This window comes from Nocardiopsis metallicus (assembly GCF_014201115.1).
In the GTDB taxonomy this organism is placed as follows: domain Bacteria; phylum Actinomycetota; class Actinomycetes; order Streptosporangiales; family Streptosporangiaceae; genus Nocardiopsis; species Nocardiopsis metallicus.
Genome location: NZ_JACHDO010000001.1, coordinates 5,792,014 through 5,816,977 on the forward strand (window position 1 = coordinate 5,792,014; position 24,964 = coordinate 5,816,977).

Annotated in this window: 26 protein-coding genes and 1 pseudogene; 10 read left to right on the top strand and 17 right to left on the bottom strand. The window is 67.0% G+C overall.

The genetic code is table 11. The features are described from left to right. Positions 1–18: 18 nt before the first annotated feature. Positions 19–255: a hypothetical protein gene (locus HNR07_RS25370; RefSeq protein WP_184367099.1), complete on the bottom strand. Its 237-nt coding sequence runs from the start codon at positions 253–255 to the stop codon at positions 19–21. Between the two features lie 166 nt (positions 256–421). Continuing rightward, positions 422–1,348, bottom strand: coding sequence for a DNA-processing protein DprA (locus HNR07_RS25375; protein WP_184367100.1), 927 nt, complete (start codon positions 1,346–1,348; stop codon positions 422–424). Positions 1,349–1,755: 407 nt separating this feature from the next. Between HNR07_RS25375 and HNR07_RS25380 the strand changes: the two genes are divergently transcribed. Next, positions 1,756–2,052 (top strand): hypothetical protein, encoded by a 297-nt coding sequence (locus tag HNR07_RS25380; RefSeq protein ID WP_376769945.1) that lies wholly within the window; start codon positions 1,756–1,758, stop codon positions 2,050–2,052. Between the two features lie 40 nt (positions 2,053–2,092). Here HNR07_RS25380 and HNR07_RS25385 read toward each other — a convergent pair whose 3' ends face one another. From HNR07_RS25385 to HNR07_RS35195, 3 genes and pseudogenes are all read right to left on the bottom strand, one after another. Beyond that, complete coding sequence (locus HNR07_RS25385) at positions 2,093–3,166, bottom strand: hypothetical protein (protein WP_184367101.1); 1,074 nt, start codon at positions 3,164–3,166, stop codon at positions 2,093–2,095. Continuing rightward, the gene (locus HNR07_RS25390; RefSeq protein ID WP_184367102.1) at positions 3,123–3,446 is read right to left on the bottom strand and encodes a hypothetical protein; all 324 of its coding nucleotides are present in this window, start codon (positions 3,444–3,446) and stop codon (positions 3,123–3,125) included. The genes HNR07_RS25385 and HNR07_RS25390 overlap by 44 nt, the downstream gene beginning before the upstream one ends. Before the next feature lie 2 nt (positions 3,447–3,448). After that, positions 3,449–3,676 (bottom strand): annotated as a pseudogene (locus tag HNR07_RS35195) (ISAs1-like element ISMul1 family transposase); the annotation flags it as partial. A gap of 122 nt (positions 3,677–3,798) precedes the next feature. Here HNR07_RS35195 and HNR07_RS25400 point away from each other — a divergent pair. After that, positions 3,799–4,997, top strand: a protein-coding gene (locus tag HNR07_RS25400) for an IS3 family transposase (RefSeq protein ID WP_184371482.1) whose coding sequence is annotated in 2 segments (ribosomal slippage) — positions 3,799–4,042 and positions 4,042–4,997 — 1,200 coding nt in all. Because the reading frame shifts where the segments join, the coding sequence is not laid out codon by codon here. A gap of 9 nt (positions 4,998–5,006) precedes the next feature. Here the strand turns inward: HNR07_RS25400 and HNR07_RS25405 are convergent. From HNR07_RS25405 to HNR07_RS25420, 4 genes are all read right to left on the bottom strand, one after another. Next, a complete protein-coding gene (locus HNR07_RS25405; protein WP_184367103.1) occupies positions 5,007–5,894 on the bottom strand; it encodes an ISAs1 family transposase in 888 nt (295 codons plus the stop codon). A 107-nt stretch (positions 5,895–6,001) separates the two neighbouring features. Beyond that, positions 6,002–6,673 carry a phosphotransferase gene (locus HNR07_RS25410; protein ID WP_312893974.1) on the bottom strand — a complete coding sequence of 224 codons (672 nt, stop codon included), beginning with the start codon at positions 6,671–6,673 and terminating at the stop codon, positions 6,002–6,004. Beyond that, positions 6,666–7,793, bottom strand: a complete 1,128-nt coding sequence (locus tag HNR07_RS25415) for a hypothetical protein (RefSeq protein WP_184367104.1) — start codon at positions 7,791–7,793, stop codon at positions 6,666–6,668. The genes HNR07_RS25410 and HNR07_RS25415 overlap by 8 nt, the downstream gene beginning before the upstream one ends. Before the next feature lie 93 nt (positions 7,794–7,886). After that, positions 7,887–8,744 (bottom strand): helix-turn-helix domain-containing protein, encoded by an 858-nt coding sequence (locus HNR07_RS25420; RefSeq protein WP_184367105.1) that lies wholly within the window; start codon positions 8,742–8,744, stop codon positions 7,887–7,889. A gap of 115 nt (positions 8,745–8,859) precedes the next feature. On the opposite strand from HNR07_RS25420, the gene HNR07_RS25425 reads away from it, so the two are divergent. From HNR07_RS25425 to tnpC, 3 genes are all read left to right on the top strand, one after another. Next, positions 8,860–9,414 (top strand): DUF6879 family protein, encoded by a 555-nt coding sequence (locus tag HNR07_RS25425; RefSeq protein WP_246420497.1) that lies wholly within the window; start codon positions 8,860–8,862, stop codon positions 9,412–9,414. A 3-nt stretch (positions 9,415–9,417) separates the two neighbouring features. Further along, complete coding sequence (locus HNR07_RS25430; protein ID WP_184367107.1) at positions 9,418–9,606, top strand: DUF397 domain-containing protein; 189 nt, start codon at positions 9,418–9,420, stop codon at positions 9,604–9,606. Positions 9,607–9,976: 370 nt separating this feature from the next. Next, a complete protein-coding gene (tnpC, locus tag HNR07_RS25435; RefSeq protein ID WP_184360673.1) occupies positions 9,977–11,416 on the top strand; it encodes an IS66 family transposase in 1,440 nt (479 codons plus the stop codon). Between the two features lie 7 nt (positions 11,417–11,423). Here tnpC and HNR07_RS25440 read toward each other — a convergent pair whose 3' ends face one another. Together HNR07_RS25440 and HNR07_RS25445 are read right to left on the bottom strand one after the other, a co-directional pair. Then, positions 11,424–11,615, bottom strand: a complete 192-nt coding sequence (locus HNR07_RS25440) for a DUF397 domain-containing protein (RefSeq protein WP_184367108.1) — start codon at positions 11,613–11,615, stop codon at positions 11,424–11,426. 11 nt (positions 11,616–11,626) lie between these two features. After that, on the bottom strand, positions 11,627–12,529 hold the full coding sequence (locus HNR07_RS25445) for a helix-turn-helix domain-containing protein (RefSeq protein WP_083926657.1): 903 nt from the start codon (positions 12,527–12,529) through the stop codon (positions 11,627–11,629). Between the two features lie 396 nt (positions 12,530–12,925). Between HNR07_RS25445 and HNR07_RS25450 the strand changes: the two genes are divergently transcribed. The 3 genes from HNR07_RS25450 to HNR07_RS25460 all read left to right on the top strand — a co-directional run bounded on the left by HNR07_RS25450 (position 12,926) and on the right by HNR07_RS25460 (position 14,494). Beyond that, on the top strand, positions 12,926–13,441 hold the full coding sequence (locus tag HNR07_RS25450; RefSeq protein ID WP_184367109.1) for a hypothetical protein: 516 nt from the start codon (positions 12,926–12,928) through the stop codon (positions 13,439–13,441). Between the two features lie 235 nt (positions 13,442–13,676). After that, positions 13,677–14,075, top strand: a complete 399-nt coding sequence (locus HNR07_RS25455; RefSeq protein WP_184372655.1) for an ATP-binding protein — start codon at positions 13,677–13,679, stop codon at positions 14,073–14,075. After that, a complete protein-coding gene (locus HNR07_RS25460; RefSeq protein WP_184367110.1) occupies positions 14,072–14,494 on the top strand; it encodes a hypothetical protein in 423 nt (140 codons plus the stop codon). The genes HNR07_RS25455 and HNR07_RS25460 overlap by 4 nt, the downstream gene beginning before the upstream one ends. Before the next feature lie 112 nt (positions 14,495–14,606). Here HNR07_RS25460 and HNR07_RS25465 read toward each other — a convergent pair whose 3' ends face one another. The 4 genes from HNR07_RS25465 to HNR07_RS25480 form a co-directional block, all read right to left on the bottom strand. Further along, a complete protein-coding gene (locus HNR07_RS25465; protein ID WP_184367111.1) occupies positions 14,607–15,920 on the bottom strand; it encodes a dihydrolipoamide acetyltransferase family protein in 1,314 nt (437 codons plus the stop codon). Between the two features lie 12 nt (positions 15,921–15,932). Then, the gene (locus HNR07_RS25470) at positions 15,933–16,946 is read right to left on the bottom strand and encodes an alpha-ketoacid dehydrogenase subunit beta (protein WP_184367112.1); all 1,014 of its coding nucleotides are present in this window, start codon (positions 16,944–16,946) and stop codon (positions 15,933–15,935) included. A 16-nt stretch (positions 16,947–16,962) separates the two neighbouring features. After that, on the bottom strand, positions 16,963–18,063 hold the full coding sequence (gene pdhA, locus HNR07_RS25475) for a pyruvate dehydrogenase (acetyl-transferring) E1 component subunit alpha (RefSeq protein ID WP_184367113.1): 1,101 nt from the start codon (positions 18,061–18,063) through the stop codon (positions 16,963–16,965). Positions 18,064–18,632: 569 nt separating this feature from the next. Next, a complete protein-coding gene (locus HNR07_RS25480; RefSeq protein WP_184367114.1) occupies positions 18,633–19,310 on the bottom strand; it encodes a GntR family transcriptional regulator in 678 nt (225 codons plus the stop codon). A gap of 826 nt (positions 19,311–20,136) precedes the next feature. On the opposite strand from HNR07_RS25480, the gene HNR07_RS25485 reads away from it, so the two are divergent. Both HNR07_RS25485 and HNR07_RS25490 read left to right on the top strand, forming a co-directional pair. Then, positions 20,137–20,865, top strand: a complete 729-nt coding sequence (locus HNR07_RS25485) for a phosphatase PAP2 family protein (RefSeq protein ID WP_312894080.1) — start codon at positions 20,137–20,139, stop codon at positions 20,863–20,865. Positions 20,866–21,053: 188 nt separating this feature from the next. Continuing rightward, complete coding sequence (locus HNR07_RS25490; protein WP_184367115.1) at positions 21,054–23,123, top strand: heavy metal translocating P-type ATPase; 2,070 nt, start codon at positions 21,054–21,056, stop codon at positions 23,121–23,123. 282 nt (positions 23,124–23,405) lie between these two features. On the opposite strand, the gene HNR07_RS25495 is transcribed toward HNR07_RS25490, so the two are convergent. Both HNR07_RS25495 and HNR07_RS25500 read right to left on the bottom strand, forming a co-directional pair. Next, positions 23,406–24,233 (bottom strand): polyphosphate polymerase domain-containing protein, encoded by an 828-nt coding sequence (locus HNR07_RS25495; RefSeq protein WP_312893975.1) that lies wholly within the window; start codon positions 24,231–24,233, stop codon positions 23,406–23,408. A 68-nt stretch (positions 24,234–24,301) separates the two neighbouring features. Beyond that, positions 24,302–24,910, bottom strand: coding sequence for a DUF4956 domain-containing protein (locus HNR07_RS25500; protein WP_184367116.1), 609 nt, complete (start codon positions 24,908–24,910; stop codon positions 24,302–24,304). Between the last annotated feature and the right edge of the window lie 54 nt (positions 24,911–24,964).

Below are 24,964 nucleotides of genomic sequence, written 5' to 3' on the forward strand. Positions count from 1 at the left end.
CATTGCTTCGAGAGGGTGTCAGGCCTGAACTCTCTTGGTGCTGGGAACGAAAGCCACGTGGGTGAACCCGGTGATCCCCAAACGATCCTTCATGCATCCCAGATGTAGGAGGCAGAAGTACCAGAACAGGCACGTCAGACGTAGCTGTGCTTCACGGCGCGGCGGATCGGCCTTGTAAGCCCGCAGATCGTGTGCCGCCTGGTTGTGGTGTTGGTAGCCGACCCGATAGGTCAGGGGTGTAACCAGGTCAGCCACTTTTCCTCTGCCCCGATGCGAAGCATCGAGACAGTTGCTGCAACGCACCGGGATCGAAGGCACGGCACCGAAGCATTTGGGGCAGACCCCGGATGAACCGGCGAGAACCGGGGTGAGGAACTTGCTCTGCTCTGCGACCGAGCGCTCCACCACCTCACGAGCGGGGCTACCAGGCAAACGCCTCTTCCTTCGTGAGAGAGACGTGCGCGGTGATGTCGGCTGCGGTCGTTGCCGCGTCGTGGATGCGCTCCTCCACGGTCGTCATCATCTGTTCCATGTTCTCGACTACATGGACACCGGGTCGCTCCGCGAACTCGCGTGCCCACTGGTTTCTGAGGAGCTCCTGGGGGAAGATCAGCGGTCGACCGTGCTGCAGAGCGTACCGGGCCTGGATTCGGGCTCCGCTGTGCTCGCCAGCCTCAACCACGATGGTCGCGGCCGCGTAACCGCTCATCACGGCGTTGCGCATGGGGAAGGAAGCCTTGGTCGGTGGGGCATCGGGCAGGAACTGCGACAGGAGCAGACCGCGATGGGCGACCTCGTCCTGAAGCTCCTTGTGCTGGCGTGGGTAGTGCCGGTTGATTCCCGTACCGATGACCGCGACGGTGCGTCCGCCGCAGTCCAGCGCGGCCCGGTGCGCGGCAGCGTCCACTCCCTCAGCGAGCCCGCTGACCACCGTCACCTTCATTGACCCCAGGCGCGAAGCGATGCTGTAGGCCATGCGCAATCCGTGCTCCGAAGCTTTGCGCGAGCCCACCACAGCGATGGCTCGCGTGTCCGGTTGAAGCTGTCCCCGGGCGAAAACCAACGGCGGCATTTCGTGGATGTCGCGCAACTGGCTGGGATAGTCGGGATCCAGGAAGGAAAGCACCTGCGTTCCTTCACTGCGGCAGGAAGCGATCATCTTCTGGGCTTGGATGACTTCAGGTGCCTCATCGACCAGGTCCGGAAACAGGGTGTCGTGACCGAGCCGGTTCTGAAGTACAGAGATCGCGCTTCCGGACTCCATCGCTTCGTCGGCGATCACCGACCACCGCGCGTCCTGGCGCAGCAGCAGAGCGAGCATCGCGGTTCGCTCGTCGATGGAGTGCATGTCATCGATCTTAGAAGCTGGCCTGTTGCCGCCCAACTCTGGCATGGTCACGAACTTCCTCGGGTCGTGTCGGGACTCCGCATCATTGGTGCGTACGGTGTTCGCTTTTCATTGCATGCGCGGCTGCGACATTAGGGAGTGCGTTTGTGCGCATGGGAGGTGTTGTCACGTCCCCGACGCGCCGTCGGCTCGCGGTTCACGATCGTGATCGGGCGAACCAGCTCAGGAGCGAGCGCGTGCAGTCTTCCGCCATCGGCAGACAGGGGGCCTGGCCATGCGCGCACTCCAGGTTCAGAGGAAAACGTGCCGAATCCCTGGCCAGCTACGGTCACCAGAGCTTGTTTCTCGCCGAGTCAGCACCGGAGGTGCGTGCGCGTGGGAAAGCCATCAGGACAGTATGGCCCCGGTTGCCTGCCGGGGCCATACAGGCGAGCCCGCCCGAGGCAGGGCTGCCGATCCCGGAGCACGTCCTGTGCCCGTTGCTCTACAAACAGTGGAACCTGACCATCGAGGGCGTCGCTCCCCACGAGATCTACGTGGCCCGGCGCCCTTTCGACTGGACGGGTGACGGTGACCGTTGGGAGCGGATCACCGCGCCTACGCGACGCGGACTCCTCCGGTTGCTCGGGCACCGCCTCCAGGGGACCGACCCGACCGACGCCTCATCAGCCAGGGATGCCTGTGTTCTGCTGCGAATCCTGTAGTGAAGGCAGGGGTATCCGTGATTGAAGGTCCCCGCAGAAGTCAGGGGATTCCTTGCGGGACGGGAACGTTCGCGGTCAGGTCTGCGATGTAGGACCGACTCGCGCTCCAGGGGGTCAGTTCCACACCGAAGGAGCTTTTCCCACCGTCGAGCAGGTGGACGAGCTTTCCGGACACGTGGACCACGTCACCGGAGCGGAACGCCCCGGTGTAAGCGCCCAGGTAGGAGCGCAGATAGCGAACCCTACTGGCGAAGGTCTGCGGGTCGTCCACGGTCGCGCTGAGGACCCTTTCCACGTTGATCTCGTAGAGAGCGGGGGTGGAAACCCCCTCGGAGTGATCGGTGACCGTCGCCAAGAGCGTGATCTCACCGATCTCCTTTGCCTGAAGCCCGTGCAGGGGTCCGGCGTCATCCTCTCGAAGAGGCTCACAGTTGATATGCGCGCCGGATCCGGTAGTGAGGCCCTGGAGCTTGCGTTGCTCTTGTTTGAGGAGTGTGTCGAAGCCGCTGCCTTCCATGTACTTCGCCCTGCGCAGGTAGAGAAGAGTTTGGTTCTCTCCCGCATAGGGTTGGATCAGATTTGAGGAGCCGAAGAGTTTCCGTGCCGCTCGGTATCCCTCTTTCCCGTAGCAGACGAGGTCGGTGTCCGATCGTTTATTCGCGCATCCCACCAGGAAGGATCCGGTGACGCCGAACAGGTCGAGCTGTTGCCGTTGGTCGAGGTGTCGGGCGATCGCGAGGAGATCCCTTCCCACGGAAAGATTCTCGTAGTCTCTTGGTTCGACCAGCAGTGCGCGTAAGGTCTCGCGTGCCGAGTAGTGGTGGGCCACGTGGCTACGTGGTACCCCTGTGATGACACATCCCAACATCTCGGAGTACACGTAGCACTCGGGTCGGTCAGCCAGGATGCCGAACGACTTGGAGACCACGCTGTTCTGGCGGTAGCTACGGCCGAAGAGGCTCCGATCGCCGCGCGCGTCAGGGTAGTACTTCACGTAGCCGAGGTGGTGGGATTCGGGGTGGGAGTCTCCGATGACCTTGAAGATCATCCCGTCCTTGTCGAGAAGGTAGTCACGGTCGCGGATGGGGTTTTCCCGACGTGTCTTCGAACTCACTGAGCTTTGGGAAAAGTCCGGTGTCAATCGTTCGGGACTTCGCATACTCATCGACTCCCAACGTGAAAAGCTTCCTTCGGTAGAGCCATTTCCTCTGCTTGTCCGGGCGGGTGCCCTGTCCCGGTTTCGGTCGCATAAGAGCGAGGAAGAAGAAGCATTTGACCAGCAGGAAGTCACCCAGATAGAGGCTCAGCGCCTGCCCGGAAAGGCTCTTGGCCACCTCGTCCAGAGCGCTGACGTAGCGGAGACGTTGCTCGGGGCTGAAGCAGGGCTCCGGCAAAGTCAGGTCTGTAGGAGTCTGAGTGGGCGAGCCTCGTCGCGGATCATGTGACGGTTGGCCTGGGCGATGTTGTCGAACCCGGCTGCTCGCAGCAGTCCGATCGCGGTGTTGCGCAGGGTCGCCATGACCTGGGGAGCGCTGCCCGTGCGCACTTGGGAGCGGTCCTCGTCGTAGGTCACATCCCGCACGTGATGGAGCTTGTTCTCGATCCCCCAGTGCTGGCGCACCCACCCGGACAGCACCAACGCAGGAGCAACGCGGTGGTCGGCCGAGGTGATCAGGTTGATCTTGCTTCGGTTCGGTGGACAGGTGTCCGCTTTCGGATACTTTGTCATTGAACGAGGAGATTGAAGTGCCCAAGACCCGCCCTGCGTACCCGCCGGAGTACCGCGATCAGATCATCGCGCTGGCCCGCTCCGGCCGTAGCCCCGAGGACCTGGCAGCTGAGTTCGAACCCTCGGCCCAGACGATCCGCACCTGGATCAATCAGGCCAAGATCGACTCCGGCCAGGCAGAGGGCACCACCAGCGATGACAAGGCCGAACTGGCCCGCCTTCGCCGAGAGAACGCCCAGCTGCGCGAAGAGCGCGAGATCCTGCGCAAGGCCACGGCTTTCTTCGTCCGGGAGACCAGTCGGTGATGTTCCGGCTGATCGACGAAGAAAAGACACGCCACTCCGTCTCCCTGATGTCCCGGCTGCTCGGCGTATCGCGGCAGGGCTACTACAAACACCACCACCGAATCCAGGACGGCCCCACGGCCAAGGAACGCTCCGACGCTGACCTGTCCGAGCGCATCCAGGGCCACCACGAGCGCTCCCGCGGCACCTACGGCTCCCCCAGGCTCCAGGCCGACCTGGCCGAGCTCGACGGCATCCGCGCTGGACGCAACCGCATCACCCGGCTGATGCGCCGCCAGGGCCTGGTCGGGGTCCACCGCCGCACCGGCCGCAAAAGCCTGACCTCCCAGGACCGGATGGCCACAGCCCCACCGGATCTGGTCGGTCGTGACTTCACCGCCCATGCCCCCAACACCAAGTGGAGCGCGGACATCACCTACGTGCCCACCGACCAGGGGTGGGTGTACCTGGCGGTGGTGATGGACCTGTTCTCGCGCCGCATCGTGGGCTGGGCGATGGCCCCTCACATGCGCGCCGATCTGGTCTGCGACGCGCTGGCCATGGCGGTGACCGCCCGCCGTCCCGGTCCGGGGCTGATCCATCACTCGGACAAGGGATCGCAATACACCAGTCTGGCCTTTGGTCGCCGCTGCGAAGAGGCAGGGATCGCTCCCTCGACGGGGCGGACGGGGTCGTGTTACGACAACGCCGTCACCGAGAGCTTCTTCGCGTCGTTGGAGACCGAGTTGATCGACCGCACCCGTTTCGCCACCAGGGCGGATGCGGAGCGGGAGGTGTTCTCCTATATCGAGGGGTTCTACAACCCCTGGCGGCGGCATTCGGCCAATGGTCAGCTCAGCCCGGCTGAGTATGAACGTCGCCACACCGAAGTTGCTCAAGACAGGCTTGCGGCGCTGTCTCAGGCCGCGTAAAACCCCAGCTCACAGGTGTCTACCGAACTGAAGCAACATCAGGTAGACGACCTCCACGCTCTTGCGTTTGGGTGAGCCCTTGGACTTCTTGCGCCAGGTGGTGCGGCGTAGCTGGGCGATCTGAGCGGCGCCTTCGAAGGTGACCCATGCCGGGACCTGGGCGGTCTTGATGGTGCGGGTCTCTTTGCGGCCGTGCCCGGTATCGCGTGTGGTGTGTACGGGCACGTGCTTCCACGGCACCTTCTTGAGCTGGGCGTACAGGTTTTTGTTGTTGGCCTTGACTGTGAAGACGTAGTGGGCGCCCCCGGTCCGGATGGTGGTAGCGGTGTCGGTCTGGGTGTGCATCGCGTCAAGGGTGACGACCGCTCCGTCGATGTCCAGGAGGCCGAGCAGGTCCCGCACGGCGGGAATCTCGTTGCTTTTGGCGTCCACCGCGACCTGGCCCAGGGTGGTGGTGCCGCACAAGGCGGCGACCAGGTGCGGTGCCCGTTCGGTTCCGGTACGGGCACCGCGCAGGGTCTTGCCGTCCAAGGAGATGACCCGCAGCCCGTTGACCACCATCAGGCGGGTGGCGGCCCAAGCGCCCAGCACCTGATCGAGCAGGTCGGCGTCCAAGCGGGCGAAGGTGCGGCGAAAGGTCGCCTCGTCGGCGGCTCCCCGGAGCATGCCCAGGGCGGTGAGGGTGTGGGTGGTGGTCTCGGCGGCCCACTGGCCGATCGCGGTGAACCCTTTGGCTCCGGCCAGGGTCGCGCAGACGGCCACGGCGATCAGCGCGGCCAGGGTGTGGCGTCGTCCGCGGGGTTTGCGTGGGTCGGGCACACCTTGAAGGACCTGGATCAGGTGATCCTGGCGGGAGACGGGCTCGACGATGAGCTCGCCGGGGTGAGACGATGACATTCGCGGGCGTGTTCCTCGGTTGGGCGAAAGCGTGAAGAACTTCCATCCAACCGGGTCGGACACGCCCGCTTCTGCTTGTTCGCCCTACGAAGACGCAGGTCACATCCCTACAACCCGACTTTGCCGGAGCCCTGGGGGCTGAAGGCGTAACCTCTGCCGCCGCCTTTGAACGCCGCGATGTCGAGCATCGGGTAGACGTCGTACCCCAAGGGTGCTGGTGCGTGGTGCTGCCAGTCGATGACCGTGTCGTCGAAGACGTTGGGCAGTCCGTAGTCCAGGTGGCTGTGGCACATGGGCACTTCCGACAGCCGGTCCACGGCCTGGTCGATGAGGGAGTGCACGACAGGTGTGTCCAGGTCCGGGTTCTCAGTGAAAACGACGGCGGTGAACCCCGCGTCCGAGAACCAACGACGAAGAGAGACCTCATCAGTGGGGAGCGGGTTTCGGGCCTGGGCTTGGAGCAGTTTCGCGGAGATCTCGGCAGCCCGGTCGACCAGAGCATCGCCCACCCTGCCGTTGCTCGCCCGCCCTTGTTCCAGGGCGAGTTCATGTAGCGTGCGTTGGCCAGCACTGGGCTCGATGAAGTAGTTCAGCGTGCCGTCTGTGCCGCTCTGGGTTGGTTGAGGGACCGGAAAGCCGAGTTCTGAGAGCAGGCTCTGGTGCCCTGACTCCTCTGTGACCTCGGAGCCGCCGGTTCGTTTGAAGTACTGCCCGTCAGCTGAGCGCCAGACCGCACCGGCTGAGGCGGTCCGATCCTTCACCAGCTCCCATTCAGACACGCGACATCAGCCTCTCGTGCCTGTTCAGCGCGGCAGCCAGAAGGTGTTTGTCCATCACCCAGTCAGGGTCTCCCATCGTGATCTTCTCCCGAAGGCGCTCTGCGGTTTCATCCTGGTCGATCCGGGGTTCGGCGCGCCTGACCTTGAGGAAGTACTTCACCAAAGCGGGTAGCTGTCCGGGGTGGGTTCGGTTCTTGTTCCGTAGCGCGAGTAGGGGGAGGAACCAGGACTCGAAGACACGGCGGTCGCTGTCATCGGCGCGGTGGAAGTCGTAGACGCGCTGGAGCGCTGGCACCGCGTCGTAGGGAACGCGCCCATGAAGCGCGTACCGCAATCTGTGTCCGTGATGATCGACGAATCCGCTTGCGTAGGCCGCGATGTGAACGAGGGCGTTCGGGGTCACGGTCATGGCAGCCAGTTCCGCACCTTGCCGCTGCGTAGCAAAGAGAGCGGTCACGTGGAGACCGGTCCGTGGATCGAGGACGTGACCGCGCAGGCCGAGAGCGTCCAGGTGGACGCCATGCGACCGAGGCCGGGAGAGCAATAGGCGGTGGGGGACGTGGCGGCTGATCTCATCCAGGTGGTGCTGACGCCGCCGGTTGCGCATGTGCAGAAGCTCAGAAGCCGACGTGGCTTGCCCAGCACCGTTGTCCTTGATGAGGTGACGGGTTGACCGAACCCGCAGACATTCATTCGTGCATGAGGTGCATCGTCTGGCGCCGAGCCCGACCGTGTGCCCGCATCCCGCGCACTCTTGAACATTCGCTGCGCCGATGCGCAGCACCCCGTTGGCCAGGTGCTCGTCGACGATGGTCAACGCCAGCTCAGCGACACCGGGGTCGGCGTCGGTGATAACTGATGTGGGCTGGGGCATGCCGGGCCCGTACTTGTCGGTCAGGCGCGCGTGCTCGAACGCGGCTCGCGGAGGAGCATGGGGACGATCCTGGGTGCGGTAGCGAATGTCGCCGGAGAGTGTGGCGGTGTTCCACAGGTGCGGAACCTCGGGTCGGCCGAGAACGCTGTTCAGGGCTGAGGCGAGCCTGATCCCCACAGCTTTGCCAGGGGCGTTGCGGAACGTGAAGTCACCGTTCTGGACGGGGCCGTTGAGGAACAGGACCACGTGCACCCCTCCCGACATAAGATTTGACTAAAGTAAGACTAATCTTGGACTTGATCGAAAGTCAATGGAGCGCGTGCGTCGGGTATCGAGCGGTCAGGTGGACGTGGCGAGATCGCGGATGTAGCTGCGCGAATCGTCCTCGGAGAGGGCGTGGTCAGTCAGGCGGGTGTGGATGTCGTGGTACTGGGCGACTTCCTGTGGGTCGGTGATGCGGAGTTCCCTGGTGAACGTCTCCACGATGACGGTGGGGTCGTCCTGGGTTTCGAACAGCAGGAAGCCGTTGCTTTGCAGGTGGCCGAAGGACGCCCCGAGGGGCAGGACGCGCAGGGAGACGTTGGTCAGGGTGGCGATCGAGAGCAGGCGGTCCAGCTGTGCGGGCAGGATGTCCCTGCCGTGCGGGTGCCAGCGCAGTGCGGCGTCGGTGAGCGTGAACTCGAATCGCCGATCGCTGTCGTAGAGCACGTCCTGACGGCTGATGCGTGCTGAGACGGCCTCGGGGATGTCGCTCTGGCCGGAGACGTTGACAGCGGTCAACACCTGGCGGGCGTACTCGGCCGTCTGGAGCAGCCCTGGAATCAGGGAGGGCTGGAAGGAGCGGACTGTGTCCGAGCGTCCTTCCAGGGCCTTCACCCCGCCTTGGCCGGAGCTCAACCCGTCAGCGTGAACCACTCTCCAGTGGCGCGATTCCACGAGAGCACCCTCAGCCAGCTCGGAGCCGTGGTGGAGCGCTTCGGTGGATGCCCGGCAGGCCTCGAGCCAAGTCTGGACGTCATCGCCGGAAGGGCGGGTGCGTCCGTTCTCGATCTTGGAGACCTTCGACTGCGACCAGCCCAGGGCGTTCGCCAGCTCTTGCCCTGACATCCCGCGATCGAGGCGAGCCGTTCGCAGCAGGGAGGCGAGCTCTTGTCTGGCGGTGTCGGATCTCTTGCCCTCCGGCACGACTTCTCCCATACTAGTCCTGATTGAGTCTTAAAAGTCTTCGGATGATTCGAATCTGAAGACGCTGTTCAGACTAACGTGTCCACGACCACCCCCACATCGGAGCGTCGCAGTGACCGTGATGACGATGGCCGACTTCTTCCGTACCTTCGACGACTTCCGACATCAGGTCTTCCGGCTGGAGACCCTGGACCTCTACGACTCCAAGAGCGAGCGCGTGCCCCTGGAGAGGTTCCGCGCCGGTCTGCCCCAGGATCCGTCATGGCTGGGGCCCTGGGCGGACCGGGTGCGCGCCATCAACCGCAGGGGTGCCTCGATCGGACGCGTGCACGTGGTGAGCGAACCGCTCACCGAGTACGTCATTTTCGAGATGACCTGTGCCTACCCGTCAAACATCGACGCGGGTGAGGAGATCGCCATCCTGCCGCGACCCACAGCGGAGAAACTGGGAGTGCCCGATGGGGACTACTGGCTCTTCGACGATGAGCGCGTGGGGCGCATGGTCTACGACGACGATGGCGCTCTGACGCACGTGGACGTCACCAGCGACCCGGTGGTCGTTGATGAGTACGTGCACTGGCGCCAGGTGTGCCGGGCCAACGCTGTTCCACTACGCCGGTACCTGCCCCAGGCCGGATTACGCTCCCTGATCGGATTCGAGCATCACTTCCAGGAAGGCTGACAGATGAACCCCCTGTTCAAGGACGCGGACTTCCGCAAAGCCAGCGGAAGCGGCACCGGCGACTGCGTCGAGGTCGCCATCACCGAACACACGACTGACGTGGTCGGCCTGCGTGACTCGAAGAACCCCCGCAGCACTGTTCTGGTCATCGCCCCTGGTGAGTGGCTCGCGCTCACCGGCGGCGCTCTCTAGGTATCAGGGGCGCTTCCGTCCCGGGTGCTGTCGCACGCGAACAGATTCGGGATTGGTCGCTCCACGAACTCCGATGCCCCAGCCAGTTTGGATGGTCGGGGCATCGTTGGTTCGGGTGGTTCAGGCCTGGTCGGTGCGGATGTACTGCCCTGAACTCTCCCCGGCCAATTACGGTCACAGGAGCCTGCTTCTCGCCTCCGCAGCACCGGGGTGCATTGTTCGCGGGATGAATACACGGAAGCCCTCACCCTCACAGGTGGGGGCTTCCGCGTTTTTGTCTAAGCCTCGTGCTGGGGTGACTGTTCAGGTCTCTCGGGCGGGTTGATCGGTTTGCCTGCGCGGCACGCGCCTAGCCTGTAACGATGAGCCCGTGACCTCCTCCGACCAGCCCGCGCCCTCCTACGAGGAGCTCGCCGCGCTGGTCGTTGAGCAGGCAGCCACGATCACCCAACTCCGCGCTGATCTGTCCCAAGCCAACGAGCGCATCGCCGAGCTTCAAGCCCGACTGGACAGCGACTCCACGAACTCCTCCAAGCCTTCCTCCACGGACCCCTTCGTCAAGCCGAAGCCGAAGTCCCAGCGCCGCCGCACCGGCCGCAAACCCGGCGGGCAACCCGGCCACCCAGGCCAAACGCGCGCCCAAACCCCGGACCCCGACCACGTGCTGGAACACCACCCCCACACCTGCGGTGGGTGCGGAGGAGACCTGGCCGGATCCGAGCAGACCGGGCTGGTGCGCCGCCAGGTCGTGGACCTGCCCCCCATCAAACCCACGGTGACCGAGCACCAGATGATCGAGCACACCTGCGCCTGCGGGGAGCGCACCCGAGCCAGCGCCCCCGAGGGGATCAACGCTCCGGTCCAGTTCGGAGCGAACGTGCGCGCGATGATCTGCTACCTGTACCTGGGCCAGTTCCTGTCCGCCAAGCGCACCGCCCAAGCCCTGTCGGACCTGGTGGGATGCCCCGTGTCGGCGGGCACAGTCGTGGACACCGCACGCCGGGCCGCCACCGCGTTGGAGGCCTTCACTCGCGCCGCCACCGAGGAGATCGCTTCCGCCCAGGTGGCGCACTTCGACGAGACCTCGCTGCGGGTGGGCGGGGGCCTGGTGTGGGTGCATTCGGCCTCCACCGGCAAGTGGAGCCTGCTGAGCGCCCACCCCAAACGCGGCACCGTGGGGATGGACGCCGCCGGGGTCCTGCCCGCCTTCGCTGGGTTGGCGGTCCATGACGCCTGGGCCCCCTATGACACCTATAAGGGTGTGGCCGCTCATGTGTTGTGCAACGCCCACCTGCTGCGCGAGTTGCAAGCGGTCCAGGACGCGGCTGGGGAGGGGGTGTGGTGCTGGGCCGGGCAGGCCGCTGACGCGCTGCGTCAGATGAAGCGCCTGGTCGATGCGCACCTGGCCACGGTCTCCTCGCTGGAGGGAATCGACACCGTGCGTTTGGACGGGCTGGGTCACCAGTGGCGCAGCGCGGTGGCCATCGGCCTGGCCCAGACTTCGGGCCGGGAGTCCAAGCTGGTGGCCAAGTTCCACGCGTTGGCCAGGCGGATGCGCGACCGGGAAGCGGATTACCTGCGGTTCACGGTCGATGAGCGGGCCCCGTTCGACAACAACGCGGCCGAGCGCGAGGTGCGGATGGTCAAGGTCCGCCAGAAGGTCTCGGGGTGCTTACGGTCCCTGGCCGGGGCCGAGTGGTTCTGCGCGGTGCGCTCCTATATCGCGACCGCCGCCAAGCACGGTATTGGCATGTTCGACGCCCTGGTCCACCTGGCCCAGGGCGAGTGCTGGATGCCCGAAACAGCTTGAGTCTTCTTCAGGACACCTGAACAGTCACGTGCTGGGCGGCATCGAGCAGCGCCCGCCACTCGGCGGACGGGAACACCAAGGTGCCTTTCTCGCGATTCTCGGTGTCGCGCATCGCAGTGGTTGCCCCCTCCGCAACCTCGACGCACGCGGACTCGTTCGGGCTGTAGCTGGACTTGTGGAACTCGCGGGATGAATACACGGGTGCCTCTTCTAGTCGGTGATCAGGTTCTTGAGCAAGTCGATACTGGCGCTCTTTGACAAGGCGTCTGCGGTCACGTCATCCAGAGCAAGGCGGTAGTCCGCCACCTGGGCTGGGCCGGTCACGTAGGTGCCCCGGCTCCGTGTTTCGAGGTACACGATCGGAGGGTCCCGCTCGTCGTCGTACTCAAGCAGCACTGTCGAGCCATGGAGACAGCCGTGCAGGCCAACGCTTATGGGCAGCACCAACAGACTTACGGTATTCACAGTGGTGGCTGTGTCCAGCAGGTGGCGAAGCTGTCCCTGGGCCAGTTCAGTTGGCAGCGCGGCCAAGCGCAGCAGGACGGCTTCGTCGAGAACGCATCGGAACTCGGGCGCATCCGAACGTCCGAGCACTTGTTCCTGCCGCTTCATGCGAGCGGCGACAATACGTCCGATCTCCTCCTCGGTGCGGGCCAGAGATGCTCGTGCGGATGCGGCTGCGTACTCCGGTGTCTGTAGCAGGCCGGGAACCACGATCGGGTGGTAGGCGAAGATGCGTCGTGCGCGGGCTTCCCACCCGAGGAAGCCATCGGTGAGGACGTCCTCGTAGTCTCGCCACCACGGCCGGGCTTTGGCCTCCTTGCGGAGTGCTTCCAGCGCCTCTCTTCGGCTGGCATCGGTGACCTTGTAGAGGTCCAGTAGAGCGCGCAGTCCCGACGCGTCTGGAATGGAATGACGCCCGCCCTCCATGTGGTTGAGGCGTCCTGACGACCATCCGAGTGCAGTCCTGGCCTCCTCGGTGGTCATCCCTGTGCCCTCGCGCAGACTGCGCAGTTCGGCGGCCAAACGGCGGCGCTCGATGCTGGGCTGGTTCGGTGGTGCCACGGGGGCTTCTGCCTTCTCTGGTTCGGGGTGCTCCGCTTTCTGGATCATAAAGCTCCTACTCAGAAGTGGGTATTTGGGTCAGTCTGACAGTGTCCTATTGACGTGTCAGTCTGACGGAGTCAGTATGGGGCATGTATTCGTTCCCGCTGGACTTACCACCCGGCATCCGAACACCAGGAGCCGCGCTATGCCGCGTTGCTTGAACCTGTCTGAGCTGACCTATGTGCGCTATCGCACGGCCGAGCTGATGTGTCGCCGTCGCCCCCGCAGGGCTGGGCGTGTGCGTGCTTTCGCCGCGAACCTGCCCTTCCACTCCGAAGCGCGGCCCGCTCGCTCGGCTCGGCCTCCGCTGATCCCGGCACCTCGGCGGCCATTGGACACCGCGCCCCTGGAGATCCTTCAGGTTGTCCTGTCCTGGCTACGTCGGCTGGGGGCGGCGCTCTGATGCACGACATCTACACCAGGGACCTGCTCACCGTCCTCGACGAAGCCCTGCATCCGCCCGCGCACCTGACCGCCTCACAGCTGGCGGAGTGGCATGCCCACACTCTGCGCAACCGGCTCCCCCTGATCCGGGAAGCACTGCGGATCGCCCGCGAGGAAGCCGACGCAGAGCTGGCCACCCTCATCGTTGACCAGGCCATCTCCGAGCACCCCGACCCGACTCACGCGCTCAGGCCGGTCGGGGGTGATGGGGCAAGCCTGCCGACATCCTCCGAGGCGAACCTGTCCTGTGAAGACGAGCTGCCCGTCCCCGAGCGCATCCTGTGTCCGTTGCTCTACAAGCAGTGGAACCTGACTATCGAGGGCGCCGCACCCCACGAGATCTACGTGGCCCGGCGCCCTTTCGACTGGACGGGCGAGGGCGACCGCTGGGAGCGCATCACCGCACCTACCCGCCGCGAACTCCTCCGACTGCTCGGGCACCGCATCCAGGGGACGAACCCGACCGGTAACTAGAGCCCGGACCACCCTCAAAGCCCCGCGTGCCCGCTGCGGCACCGGTTCCTCAAGTCCGGCGGGCGCGCGGACCATCAGCAGTACTCAAGACAAAGCTCTGGCGGGTGCGGCAAACACCCCCAGAGCAGGCCGACAAGCAGATCTGTAAAGAAAGCGAGTTGTCGACATGTCCATTGTGCCTCACCTGAGCCCTGCCCGCTGGCGGGCGCGGATTTACCCGGGACAGCTGCCCCGGATGAGCACGGTGCGCGCGGACCTGCGCGCCGACCTGGCCGGGTTCGGGGAAGACCTGGTCGAAACGCTCACGCTGTGCGCGAGCGAGCTCGTGGCCAACGCGATCGAGCACACGCTCTCGGGCGATTCCGGCGGCCGGGTCCTGCGTGCGCTGTTCGAGTCCGAGCCCGGTGTGCTGCGCCTGGTGGTCGTGGACGACGGAGCCCGGGAATCCGCCCCGCAGATCCCGACCGACCGCACCGAACAGGAGTGGCTGAGCGCCGAGCGTGGCCGGGGTCTGTTGATGGTGGAGATGCTGGCGGTGAGGTGGGGCGCTTACCCGGTGGTGCCGTTCCCCTTCTGTGCCGACCTGGGTACGGCGGTGTGGGCCGAGTTCCTCCTGGGCGGTGGTGAGCGGTGACCAGCACCCAGATGAGGGTTCGGTCGGTGTTGGAGGCGCCTCGAGGCCAGAGGTTCACCCGGACCCCCGCACCGTCACCCCGCCGGGTGACGATGGCCCCGGAGACCTTCGCCGAGCGCGAGCAGCGCCTGCTCCGGCAGATGGTGGGCAACCCCAAAGTCGCCCACCGGCTCAAGAACGGCGCCGTCCCCGAATGGATGGCCGTCGACAAGGACCGCCGCGAACACGCCGAACGCAAGGCCAGGCAGGCCAGGCGCTGGGAGACCGAACCCGACGACCCGTTCCCGCCCCGCAGGCCCCGCGGCCGCCACCGGGCCCCGCGCTGGTGGCGCAGTGACTGGGCGGCCTCGACCCTGACCTTCGGCATGGCCCTGGCCGCCGGAATGGTGGTCAGCCACGTCACCGCACTGCTCATGTAGGGATCGTGGAGATTTGTCCACAGGGTGTGGATAACTTCTGGTAATGCAGAACGCCCCGGCCGGAAAGTGCTTCCGGCCGGGGCGTCAGGCAAGGGGCGTCGTACAGCAGGTGTTACAGGATGATCCGCATGGGCTCTTCGAGGATCTCGGCGAGCTCCTTGAGGAACGCAGCACCGACGGCACCGTCGACGGCGCGGTGGTCGACCGACAGCTCCAGGGCGATGCGGTTGCGCACGGCGACCTCACCGTCCACGACCACGGCCTCCGGGCGCATGGCACCGACGGCGAGGATGGCGGCCTCCGGCGGGTTGATCACCGCGGAGAAGCTGTCCATGCCGAACATGCCCAGGTTGGACACGCTGAACGTGCCGCCGCTCATCTCCTGCGGCTTGAGCTTGTTGTCCCGGGCCTTGCCCGCGAGCTCGCGCGTGCGGGTGGAGATCTCCGACAGGGTCGCCTTGTCGGTGTCGTGCAGCACCGGCACGACCAGACCGGCGTCCACGGCGACCGCGACACCGACGTTGATCCGGTGGTGCTGGACCAGGGTGTCGTTGATCCAGGAGGTGTTGACCTCCGGGTGCAGCTTGAGCGCGGTGGCGCAGGCCTTGACGATCAGGTCGTTGAAGCTGATCTTCACGCCCGTGCTGGACAGCTGCTCGTTGATCTGGGCGCGGAAGGCCTTGAGGCCCTCGGCGTCGATCGCGCGGCGCAGGTAGAAGTGCGGAACCGTCTGCTTGCTCTCGGTCAGACGGCGCGCGATCACCTTGCGCACGTTGCTGGTCTTGACCTCCTCGGAGCCCCGGACGTCGTCCTGGGTCGAGGCGGACTGGGCGGCGGGAGCCGGAGCGGCCGAAGTCGAGGGAGCGCTCTTCTCGGCGGCCGGAGCGTCGTGCGCGGCGGAGCCGTCCTTGGCGGCGGCCTCGATGTCGGCGCGCACGATCCGGCCCTTGGGGCCGGAGCCCTTGATCTTGGTGATGTCCAGGCCGTACTCCTTGGCCAGCCTGCGGGCCAGCGGAGAGGTACGGGGGCGCTCGCCGGAGGAGTCGCCCTCGGCGGCGGAGGCGGCGGGAGCGGCCTCGGCGGGCTTGCTCTCCTCCTTCTCCTCGCCCTTGGGCTCCTCGTCCTTGGGCTCCTCCTTCTCCTGCGCGGCCGGAGCGTCGGAGGACCCCGAGTCCTCGGGCACCGCGTCCGGGGAGTCGCCGATGAGACCGATGACCTCACCGATCGGCACGGTGTCGCCCTCGGAGACGTTCTGCTTGACGAGGTAACCGTCCTCGTAGGCCTCGTACTCCATGACGGCCTTGTCGGTCTCGATCTCGACCAGCACGTCACCGGAGGCGACCTTGTCCCCCACCTTCTTCACCCAGGTGGAGATGACGCCCTCCTCCATGGTGTCGGAGAGGCGCGGCATGTGGATCTCGCTCATTGACTACTCCCTCTACCCGACCCGTTTGCCGACGGCGCTCAGGGTTTCCTTGATCACGGTGCTGATCGACTCGACCGACGGCAGGGCGGCGGTCTCCAGCGGCTTGGCGTAGGGCATCGGCACTTCCGCCATGGCCACCCGGCGCACCGGGGCGTCCAGGTAGTCGAAGGCCCCCTCCTGGATCGAGGCGGCGATCTCCGCGCCGATCCCGTAGGTGAGCCAGTCGTCCTCGCAGATCACCGCGGCACCGGTCTTCTTGACCGAGTCCACGAAGGTCTGCCGGTCGAGGGGGCGCAGGCTGCGCAGGTCCACGACCTCGACGCTGATGTCCTCTTCGGCCAGCTTCTCGGCGACCTGGGTGGCGACCATGGCCATCCGGGAGTAGCCGATCAGCGTGATGTCGCTGCCCTCGCGGGTCACGGCGGCACGGCCGATCGTGGCGACGTTGCTGTTCTCCGGCTCGGCGTAGTCCTCGGGGACCTCGCCCTTGGAGTTGTACAGACCCAGGTTCTCCAGGAACAGCACCGGGTCGTCGTCGCGGATGGCCGCGCGCAGCATCGAGGAGGCCTCGGCCGGGGTGCTGGGCGCCATCACCTTGAGGCCGGGGATGAAGGAGTAGAACAGCTCGATGTTCTGCGAGTGCGTCGCGCCGAGCTGCTGGCCGCCGCCACCGGGGGTGCGGATGACCATGGGAACGCTGGTCTGACCGCCGAACATCCCGTAGATCTTGGCGGCGTGGTTGATGATCTGGTCGATGGCGATCAGCGAGAAGTTGATCGTCATCAGCTCCACGACCGGGCGCAGGCCCAGCATGGCGGCACCGACGGCGGCACCGACGAAGCCCTCCTCGGCGATCGGGGTGTCCTTGACCCGCCGGGGGCCGAACTCCTTGAGGAGCCCCTCGGTGATCTTGTAGGAGCCCTCGAAGACGCCGATCTCCTCGCCGATCACGAGGACGTTCTCGTCGCGCACCATCTCGGCCCGGAGGGTGTCCCGCAGGGCCTGGCGATAGGTGATCACGGACATGTGAGTGGTTCCTTCCCTATTCCGCGAACACCGGGTCGGCGGGCATACGCCGCGACTCGTTCGGCACCGGGGTGGCGTAGGTGTAGTCGAAGAGCGTGGACACGTCCGGCTTCGGGCTGTTCTCCGCGAAGTCGGCGGCCTCGGTCACCTCGGCCTTGACCGAGGCGGCGATCTCCTCGCGCAGGTCGTCGGTGAGGATCCCGGCCTTGGCCAGCTTGGCGTCGAAGAGCGCGATCGGGTCGTTCTCCTCGGAGCGGGCCTCGTCGCGCTGCTCGTCGGTGCGGTACTTGGCCGGGTCCACGACGGAGTGGCCCTTCTGCCGGTAGCTCCAGGCCTCCAGCAGGAACGGCGTCTGCTCCTCGCGGGCGCGCTCGACCAGCCGGGTGGCGGTGTCGCGGACGGCGAGGACGTCACGGCCGTCGACGCGCTCGCCCTCGATGCGGAAGGCGGCGCCGCGCTTGTACAGCTCGGGCTCGGCGGAGGACATCTCCACGGTGGTGCCCATGCCGGTGAAGTTGTTGATCACCACGAAGACGACCGGCAGGTTCCACAGCTTGGCGATGTTGAGGGACTCGTGCCAGGCGCCGATGTTGGTGGTGCCGTCGCCCATCTGACACATGACGACCTCGTCGCCGCCGCGGTAGGTGACGGCCAGCGCCGCACCGGTGGCCAGCGGGAGCTGACCGCCGACGATGCCGTAGCCGCCGAGCATGCGGGTCTGGGTGTCGTACATGTGCATGGAGCCGCCCCAGCCCTTGGACACGCCGTCGACGCGCCCGTAGAGCTCGGCCATGACCCGCTTGGGGTCCATGCCCTTGCCGATCGCGTACCCGTGGTCACGGTAGTTCGTGAACAGGTAGTCGCGCTCCTGCAGGGCGTCCATCAGACCGACGACGGTGGCTTCCTCGCCGAGGTTGAGGTGGCAGTAACCGCCGATGCGGGCCTGGGTGTAGGCCTGTCCGGTGCGCTCCTCGAAGCGTCGGATGAAGAGCATCTGGCGGTAGTAGTCGAGGAGGGTCTCCGGCTTCTCGTTGCCCAGAGCCGTGTCCTTACGGCTCCGGCGCCGGGACGCGGAGCCCCGGGCGGTGCCGCCCTTCGGCTTGGCCGTGTCAGCCATGGTGTGCCTTTCTACGTGCGCGGAGTCCCGTCGCTCCGGCCTGTGGGCCGGATGACGGGGCCCGCCCTGGCCCCGCTGTCGGGCGCGGCCTGGGCGTGTGCCGCCGCCGGGCTCATCGGCGGCGGCACGTGTGGCTGTTTCGGGGCGCGTCCGCTGGGGCCGTGGCGGGGCCCGGTTGCGGACGCGAAGCGAGTCGGGTCACGTGTGCAGTTGTCACGCCGAAACCCTTGACGGCATTGCTTCCCGGTCTGGGGTGCCGTAAGCATCCGCCGGGAGGTCGCCCGAGTTCGTTCACCGGCCGGCTGAACGACCCCGTGCCACCAGGGGGTACACGCGTGTTGATGTGACGTGTGTCGCGCACACTCTACGGTCTGATCGATGATCGATCAATACAACTTTACGGGAGATACCCGAACTTTGGTGCAAAGCACCAGGTGATAACGCGGCTGGCCCGGGTCGGGGGTGCGAAAAGACCTCCCGCGGTGCGCGGGAGGCCGGTGAAGGTGTGCGAGATGCACGTGATGGATGCGGAGTCCGGCAGGGGCCCGGTCGGCGTGTCCGGGAGGCGGTTACCGACTGCCCTCGTGCGTCTTCAGCGCGGCCTCGACGTAGTTCAGGACGTGGTCGCTGAGCATCTGGCCCGCGGCCGGATCGCCCTCGCGGAAAGCCCGTGTGATCTGCGCGTGGTCGGCGGCCTTGGCGTGCAGCTCCATGTTGAGCCAGCGCACGGACAGCGCCGTCCACACCTCGACGCCCAGGGACTCCCAGGTGTGCAGCAGCACGCTGTTGTCCGCCGCCCGCACGACCTCGCGGTGGAACTCCACGCTGTGCTTGATCTGCTCGGTGACGTCGCCCTGCGCGGTGGCGCGTTGCAGCGCCTCCACCTCGCGTTCGAGCGAGGAGGCGTCCTCGGCCAGGCGCGGAGCGGCCAACTGGGCGGCGACCAGCTCTAGACCGGCGCGGACGGGGTAGATCTCCGCCATGTCCTGGACCCCGAAGGCCCTGACCCTGGCCCCCTTGTTCGGCACGGTCTCGATGAGGCGCAGCGTCTCCAGCTCGCGGAGCGCTTCGCGGACCGGAGCCTGGCTGACCCGCAGCTCCGTCGCGATCCTGCGTTCCACGATGCGTTCGCCGGGCTGCCACCGCCCGGACAGCAGACCCTCTACCAGTACCTGCCGGATCTGCTCCCTCAGTGGCTCACGGGCCAGCTTCGAGGGGTCGTCCGGCAACTGTGGGAGGTCGACCATCCAGGGCCCTTCCGTTTCCCGACCCGTGCGCGACCAGCACACGAGTCGACACACTCCAGCGTCTGACAAGCTCCTTGAAGAGTGCCACACGCGAGCGGGTCGGCCGGACGGTCGGCCTCGAAGCGCTAACGGAACCCTCACGAACCGGTCGCGTCCCGGTGAAAGGCACGGGTCTCCGGCGTGGGCTTCGGGCAAAGTCCGAGGTAGAAGAGTCACACTTGACCCGCGAAACCACCAATGAGGGCAAGTGTCCGGGTAGGCTCGCATGTTGGCGATAACCACCCAAAGCCGTACGGAGAGTTACCCACGTCACGGTGATGGCCCAACGAGAGCGCCCTGACCTGCGCTGACAGCACTTGAATGGTAGCGAGCGCCAACGCAGACGCCACTGCCGACCAGTTCCGAACCTCGGATGCCGAACCTGTCCGGCGGCCGGCCACGACCACCGTGAACCAGCCCGAAGGTTCGACCGTCGAAGGGGTGTGGGGAGATCCCCCTCGGTACGTTGCCAACGCCCGTATCACCAACACCCGTGTCGGCCCCGATGACGTCAGGACCAGTCCCAACAACCGCGGCTAGCCCGTCCCCCACGCCTCAGCAGTGCCACAGGCAAGCCCACGACGTGTGAGACAGCACTGAGCACATGACGCATTCTTCGCGGACCCGGCATGCGCGGTCCAGACAGACGACAACGCCCCACGTGACAGCGTCACGGGGGGCGGAGAGGTCGCACGTGCCAGAGGAACGGCGCACGCCCGAGCCCGGCCCGTACAGCGGCCCCATCCCCGTGGTTCGGGCCAAGGAAATCGACCCGGGGCCGCCCGTCGTGCGCGCGGTCAGATGGCCGAGTGTGAGCGAGATCGCGTGGGGGCTCGCCTCGGACCGGATCGCGATCATGCTCTTCGTGGCGCTGATCGTCATGACGATGCTGGCCGCGGGGCCGCTGCACCCGGTCGACAACTTCCTGAACGAGCTGCACCGGCCCTACTGGGACGTGCTGCGCGAGCCGCTCATCTTCTGGCCGGACAACGTGGCCTCCCGTTACGTGGCCCTGCCGGTCCTGGGGGTGACCACGCTCCAACTCGCCTACTGGCACCGCAGCTGGAGACCGATCATCCTGGGGGCGGGCGGCGTCTTCGGGATGATGTCGATGGTCTCCGTGATGAAGCTGCTGTTCAACCGGGGCCACGCCAAGCACTACGACCCCGACTTCTTCGCCGGGGCGGGCAACGTCGCCTTCCCCTCCGGGCACGGGGCCAACGCGATCCTCATCTACGGCTTGGTGCTGTTCCTCATCATCAGGTTCGGCGCGGCCCGGCCGCACATCATCAAACGACTGGCCTACTGCATCGTGTGCATCGCGCTCCTGCAGTCGACCGTCTCGATCTACCTGCACTTCCACTGGTTCACAGACCTGGTGGCCGGGATGATCGCGGGCGGGTTCGCACTCAGGCTCACGATTCGCCTGGACCGGATGATCCCGCACGGGCACACCGTCCAGTGGTGGCCCTGGTACGGCAGGGAGTCCGAGGACTCCACCCAGGTCAGAGGCTAGTCGAAAATCCACAGAAGTACGCCCGCCGGGGAATCCCGGCGGGCGTTCCTTGTGTCCGGGGCAGGCCTCTGGGGTTGTCAGATATACCCCTAGGGGGTATATCTGTTGAAGAGGGCGCGCGGACAGGGGCGGCGTCCACGTGTCAGATACCCCATACGGGTATTTTCGGATGTGGAGGGGAGTACGACATGAGCGCAGGACAGCACGGGGACCACGGCACCACGACAGAGGGAGGAAACGAGGATCACGGGGAGCATCAGGGTCACGGAAGCCACCAAGACCACGGCGGACACGGGGACCACGCCGCCATGTTCCGCAACCGGTTCTGGTGGAGTCTGCTGCTCAGCGTGCCCGTGGTCTTCACCAGCCACATGATCGCCGGTTGGCTCGGCTACCACGTCCCCGAAGGCCTCACCTGGGTGCCGCCGGTCCTGGGCACCGTCGTCTTCCTCTACGGCGGCTGGCCCTTCCTCGCCGGGGTCCCCGGTGAGCTGCGCGCCCGCAGGCCCGGGATGATGACCCTGGTCGCGATGGCGATCACCGTCGCCTTCGGGTCGAGCATGCTCGCCACCTTCGGGGTGGTCGGCACGGAACTCGACTTCTGGTGGGAGCTGGTCCTGCTGGTCGTGGTGATGCTCCTCGGGCACTGGCTGGAGATGCGCGCCCTCGGTCAGGCCTCCGGCGCCCTGGAAGCCCTCGCCGCCCTGCTGCCGGACCGCGCCGAACGCGTCGGCTCCGACGGCAGGACCGAGGAGGTCCCCGTGGCCGAACTCCGTACCGGGGACACCGTCCTGGTCCGCTCCGGGGGCCGGGTCCCCGCCGACGGCACCGTGGTCCGGGGCAGCGCGGCCGTGGACGAATCCATGATCACCGGCGAGTCCCGCACCGTCAGCCGAACCGAAGGCGACCGGGTGGTCGCCGGGACCGTGGCCACCGACTCCTCCGTCCGGGTCCGGGTGGACGCGGTCGGCGACGACACCGCCCTCGCCGGGATCCAGCGCCTCGTCAGCGAGGCCCAGGAGTCCAAGTCGCGTTCGCAGGCGCTGGCCGACCGGGCCGCCGCCCTGCTCTTCTGGTTCGCGCTGACCGCCGCCGTGATCACCGCCGTGGTCTGGGGCCTGCTGCTCGGCGACGGCAGCCAGGCGGTCGAGCGGACCGTCACCGTGCTGGTCATCGCCTGCCCCCACGCGCTGGGGCTGGCCATCCCGCTGGTCATCGCGATCTCCACTGCGCTGTCCGCGCGCAACGGCATCCTGGTCAAGGACCGGCTGGCCCTGGAGCGCACCCGCCTCGTGGACACGGTGCTCTTCGACAAGACCGGCACCCTGACCAAGGGCGCCCCGGCCGTCACCGGCACCGCCGCGGCCGAAGGCCGCTCCGTCGAGAGCGTCCTCGCCCTGGCCGGGGCTGTGGAGTCCGACTCCGAGCACCCGCTGGCCAAGGCGATCGTCCGGGCCGCCGCCGAGGCGGGCCCGGTGCCCGAGGCCGCCGGCTTCCGCTCCCTGACCGGGCACGGGGTCCAGGCCACCGTCGACGGGACCGCGGTGTACGTGGGCGGGCCCGCGCTCCTGGACTCCCTCGGCGTCACCGAACCCGCCGACCTGGCCCGGAGCACCGGACCCTGGCGGGACCAGGGAGCCACCGTCCTGCACGTGGTCGCCGACGGTGCCGTGGCAGGGGCGCTGGCCCTGGCCGACGAGGTCCGGCCCGAGTCGGCCTCGGCCGTCCGCCAACTCCAGGCCCAGGGCGTGCGCGTGGCGATGGTGACCGGCGACGCCCGCAACGTCGCCGACACCGTGGCCGCCGAGCTCGGCCTGGACGAGGTGTTCGCCCAGGTCCTGCCGGACCAGAAGGACGCCGTGGTCCGCGACCTCCAGGACCGGGGGCACCGGGTCGCCATGGTCGGCGACGGGGTCAACGACGCCCCCGCCCTGGCCCGTGCGGACGTCGGTATCGCCATCGGCGCCGGAACCGACGTGGCCATCGAGTCCGCCGGGGTGGTCCTGGCCTCGGATGACCCGCGCGGAGTCGTCTCCGTCCGCAAGCTCTCCCGAGCGGGCTACCGGAAGATGATCCAGAACCTCGTGTGGGCCGCCGGGTACAACATCGCCGCCGTCCCGCTGGCCGCCGGTGTGCTGGCCCCGATCGGTATCGTGCTCGCCCCCGCGGTGGGTGCGGTGCTGATGAGCCTGTCCACCATCATCGTCGCCCTCAACGCCCAGCTCCTCCGGAGCCTGGACCTGCGCCCCGCCGACTGACGGGACCGCGGGCCTCAGCCGTGGTCCGGGACGGTGTCCGGCCCGGCCTGCGGGTCGAGCCAGGCGGCCCCCAGGACATGGGGGCGGCTCTGCCGGTCTGGACCTGTGGGGTACGGGGTGCAACCATTGTGGTGCCGTGGTCTCCCTCTTGTAGCGGGAGAGGGCTCACGGCGAAAGGCCGCCGCCCCGACCGGTTACGAGGCGGCGGCCGCTTGCTTCCTCAGGTCAGAGCCGGGTGCGAAACCGGTGCCGGATGTTTCACGTGGAACATCCGGCACCGCGTCAACCGTCGCGACCCGCGCTCTCGTGGCCGCGCGAGGGGACCGGGTGGTCCATGCAGCGGCCCGTCGCCCGGTGCCAGCGGTTGCCCCGCAGCCGCGGTTCGAGGGCGGCCAGCGCTGCCGCGTACTTGCTGAACCGCGCCTCGCGAACCCCGAGCTCGTGCAGCCGCCGCTCCGTCGTGGTCAGCCCGCCCCGGGTCTTGACCTCCAGCAGCACGGTGTCCGGGCGCATCCGCACCTCCCAGCCGCCCCGGTAGCCGACCAGGTCGTGGTCCACGGTCACCCGCTCCTCGCCGGACAGGGCCACCACCGTGGTCCGGCGGTAGTCGGTCACGGCGGCGGGCAGCAGGACGTCCGGCGGGTCCAGGCGGCAGCGGCTCAGGGAGCGGTCCAGGAAGTCCCGGGTCCGCCAGGTCAACCGGTCCACGGGGGCGTCCATCGGGAGCTCGGTCCGCACCTTGTCGGTGATCCCGCGCGCACCCTTCAGCTTCACCTCGAACATCCTCGTCCCGGTGTCCACGTAGGTGCGGGTGCGCACCTTGTAGCGCAGCCGCCGCCCCTGCCGGTGGTCGTGGAAGGTCCGCAGGTCCGGGGTGTCCAGGTAGGTGGAGGAGTACAGGAAGGAGGTACGGCCGCCGATCTCCAGTACCCCGAACCCGCGCTCCGCCCCCGCGAAGAGGGCGGGCACCAGCTCGGCGGGGAGCAGGTACTTGCGGCAGGTGCGGGTGACCAGGGCGGCGCGCTCGTTGATCTCGGCCAGGGACACGGGCCGCAGTCGTTCCAGGCCGGGCGGTCCCTCAGCCGGGCGGCCCACAGCGCTTACCGGCACGGCTTCCGGCGCGGTCCTCGGACCCGGGCCGGTGGCGGCGCCGGTGAGTCCGGGGGAGAGGTCGAGGCTCAACGGGCACCCCACCAGGCGGGCATGGGCTGACGGCGCTCGGCCGCCGTGCCCGGCACCTCGGCCAGCTTCGGCTCCTGGAAGCGCACGTCCACCACCATCAGGTCACGCACGTAGTCCACCTCCGTGACGTCCACGTGCCGCACCCGTCCGCGCAGCCGCCCCTCCAGGTCCTGCCGGAGTGCCACCGGGTCCTCGTGCACGACGTCCAGCGTCATGATCCGCCGCTGCGTGCGGGCCAACAGTTTCGGGTGCCCGGCCAGGTACAGGGCGGACAGCAGCAGGGCGTTCAGCCCCACCACGAGCCACGGCATCGGAGCGGCCACCGCGTTCACCAGACCGAGGGCGATCGCCACGAAGTAATAGCCGATCTCGCCCTGACTGATCAGGTCCGAGCGCAGCCGCAGGATCGACAGCACTCCGAACAGCCCGAAGCCGACCGCCAGGCCCACCTCCTGCTGGGCCAGCATGGAGACCACGGCGAAGATGCCGACGTTGAGCGCCACGTAGGCGAGCACCAGGTCCCGCCGGCCGTGCCTGCGGAAGTAGAGGGCGTAGGACAACACCGTGATCGCGGTCAGGTCGACCGCCAGCGCGAAGAAGAACATGTGACCATCGTGGAAGGCCGGGGTGAGGCCTTCATGAGCCTTCCATGAGGGAAC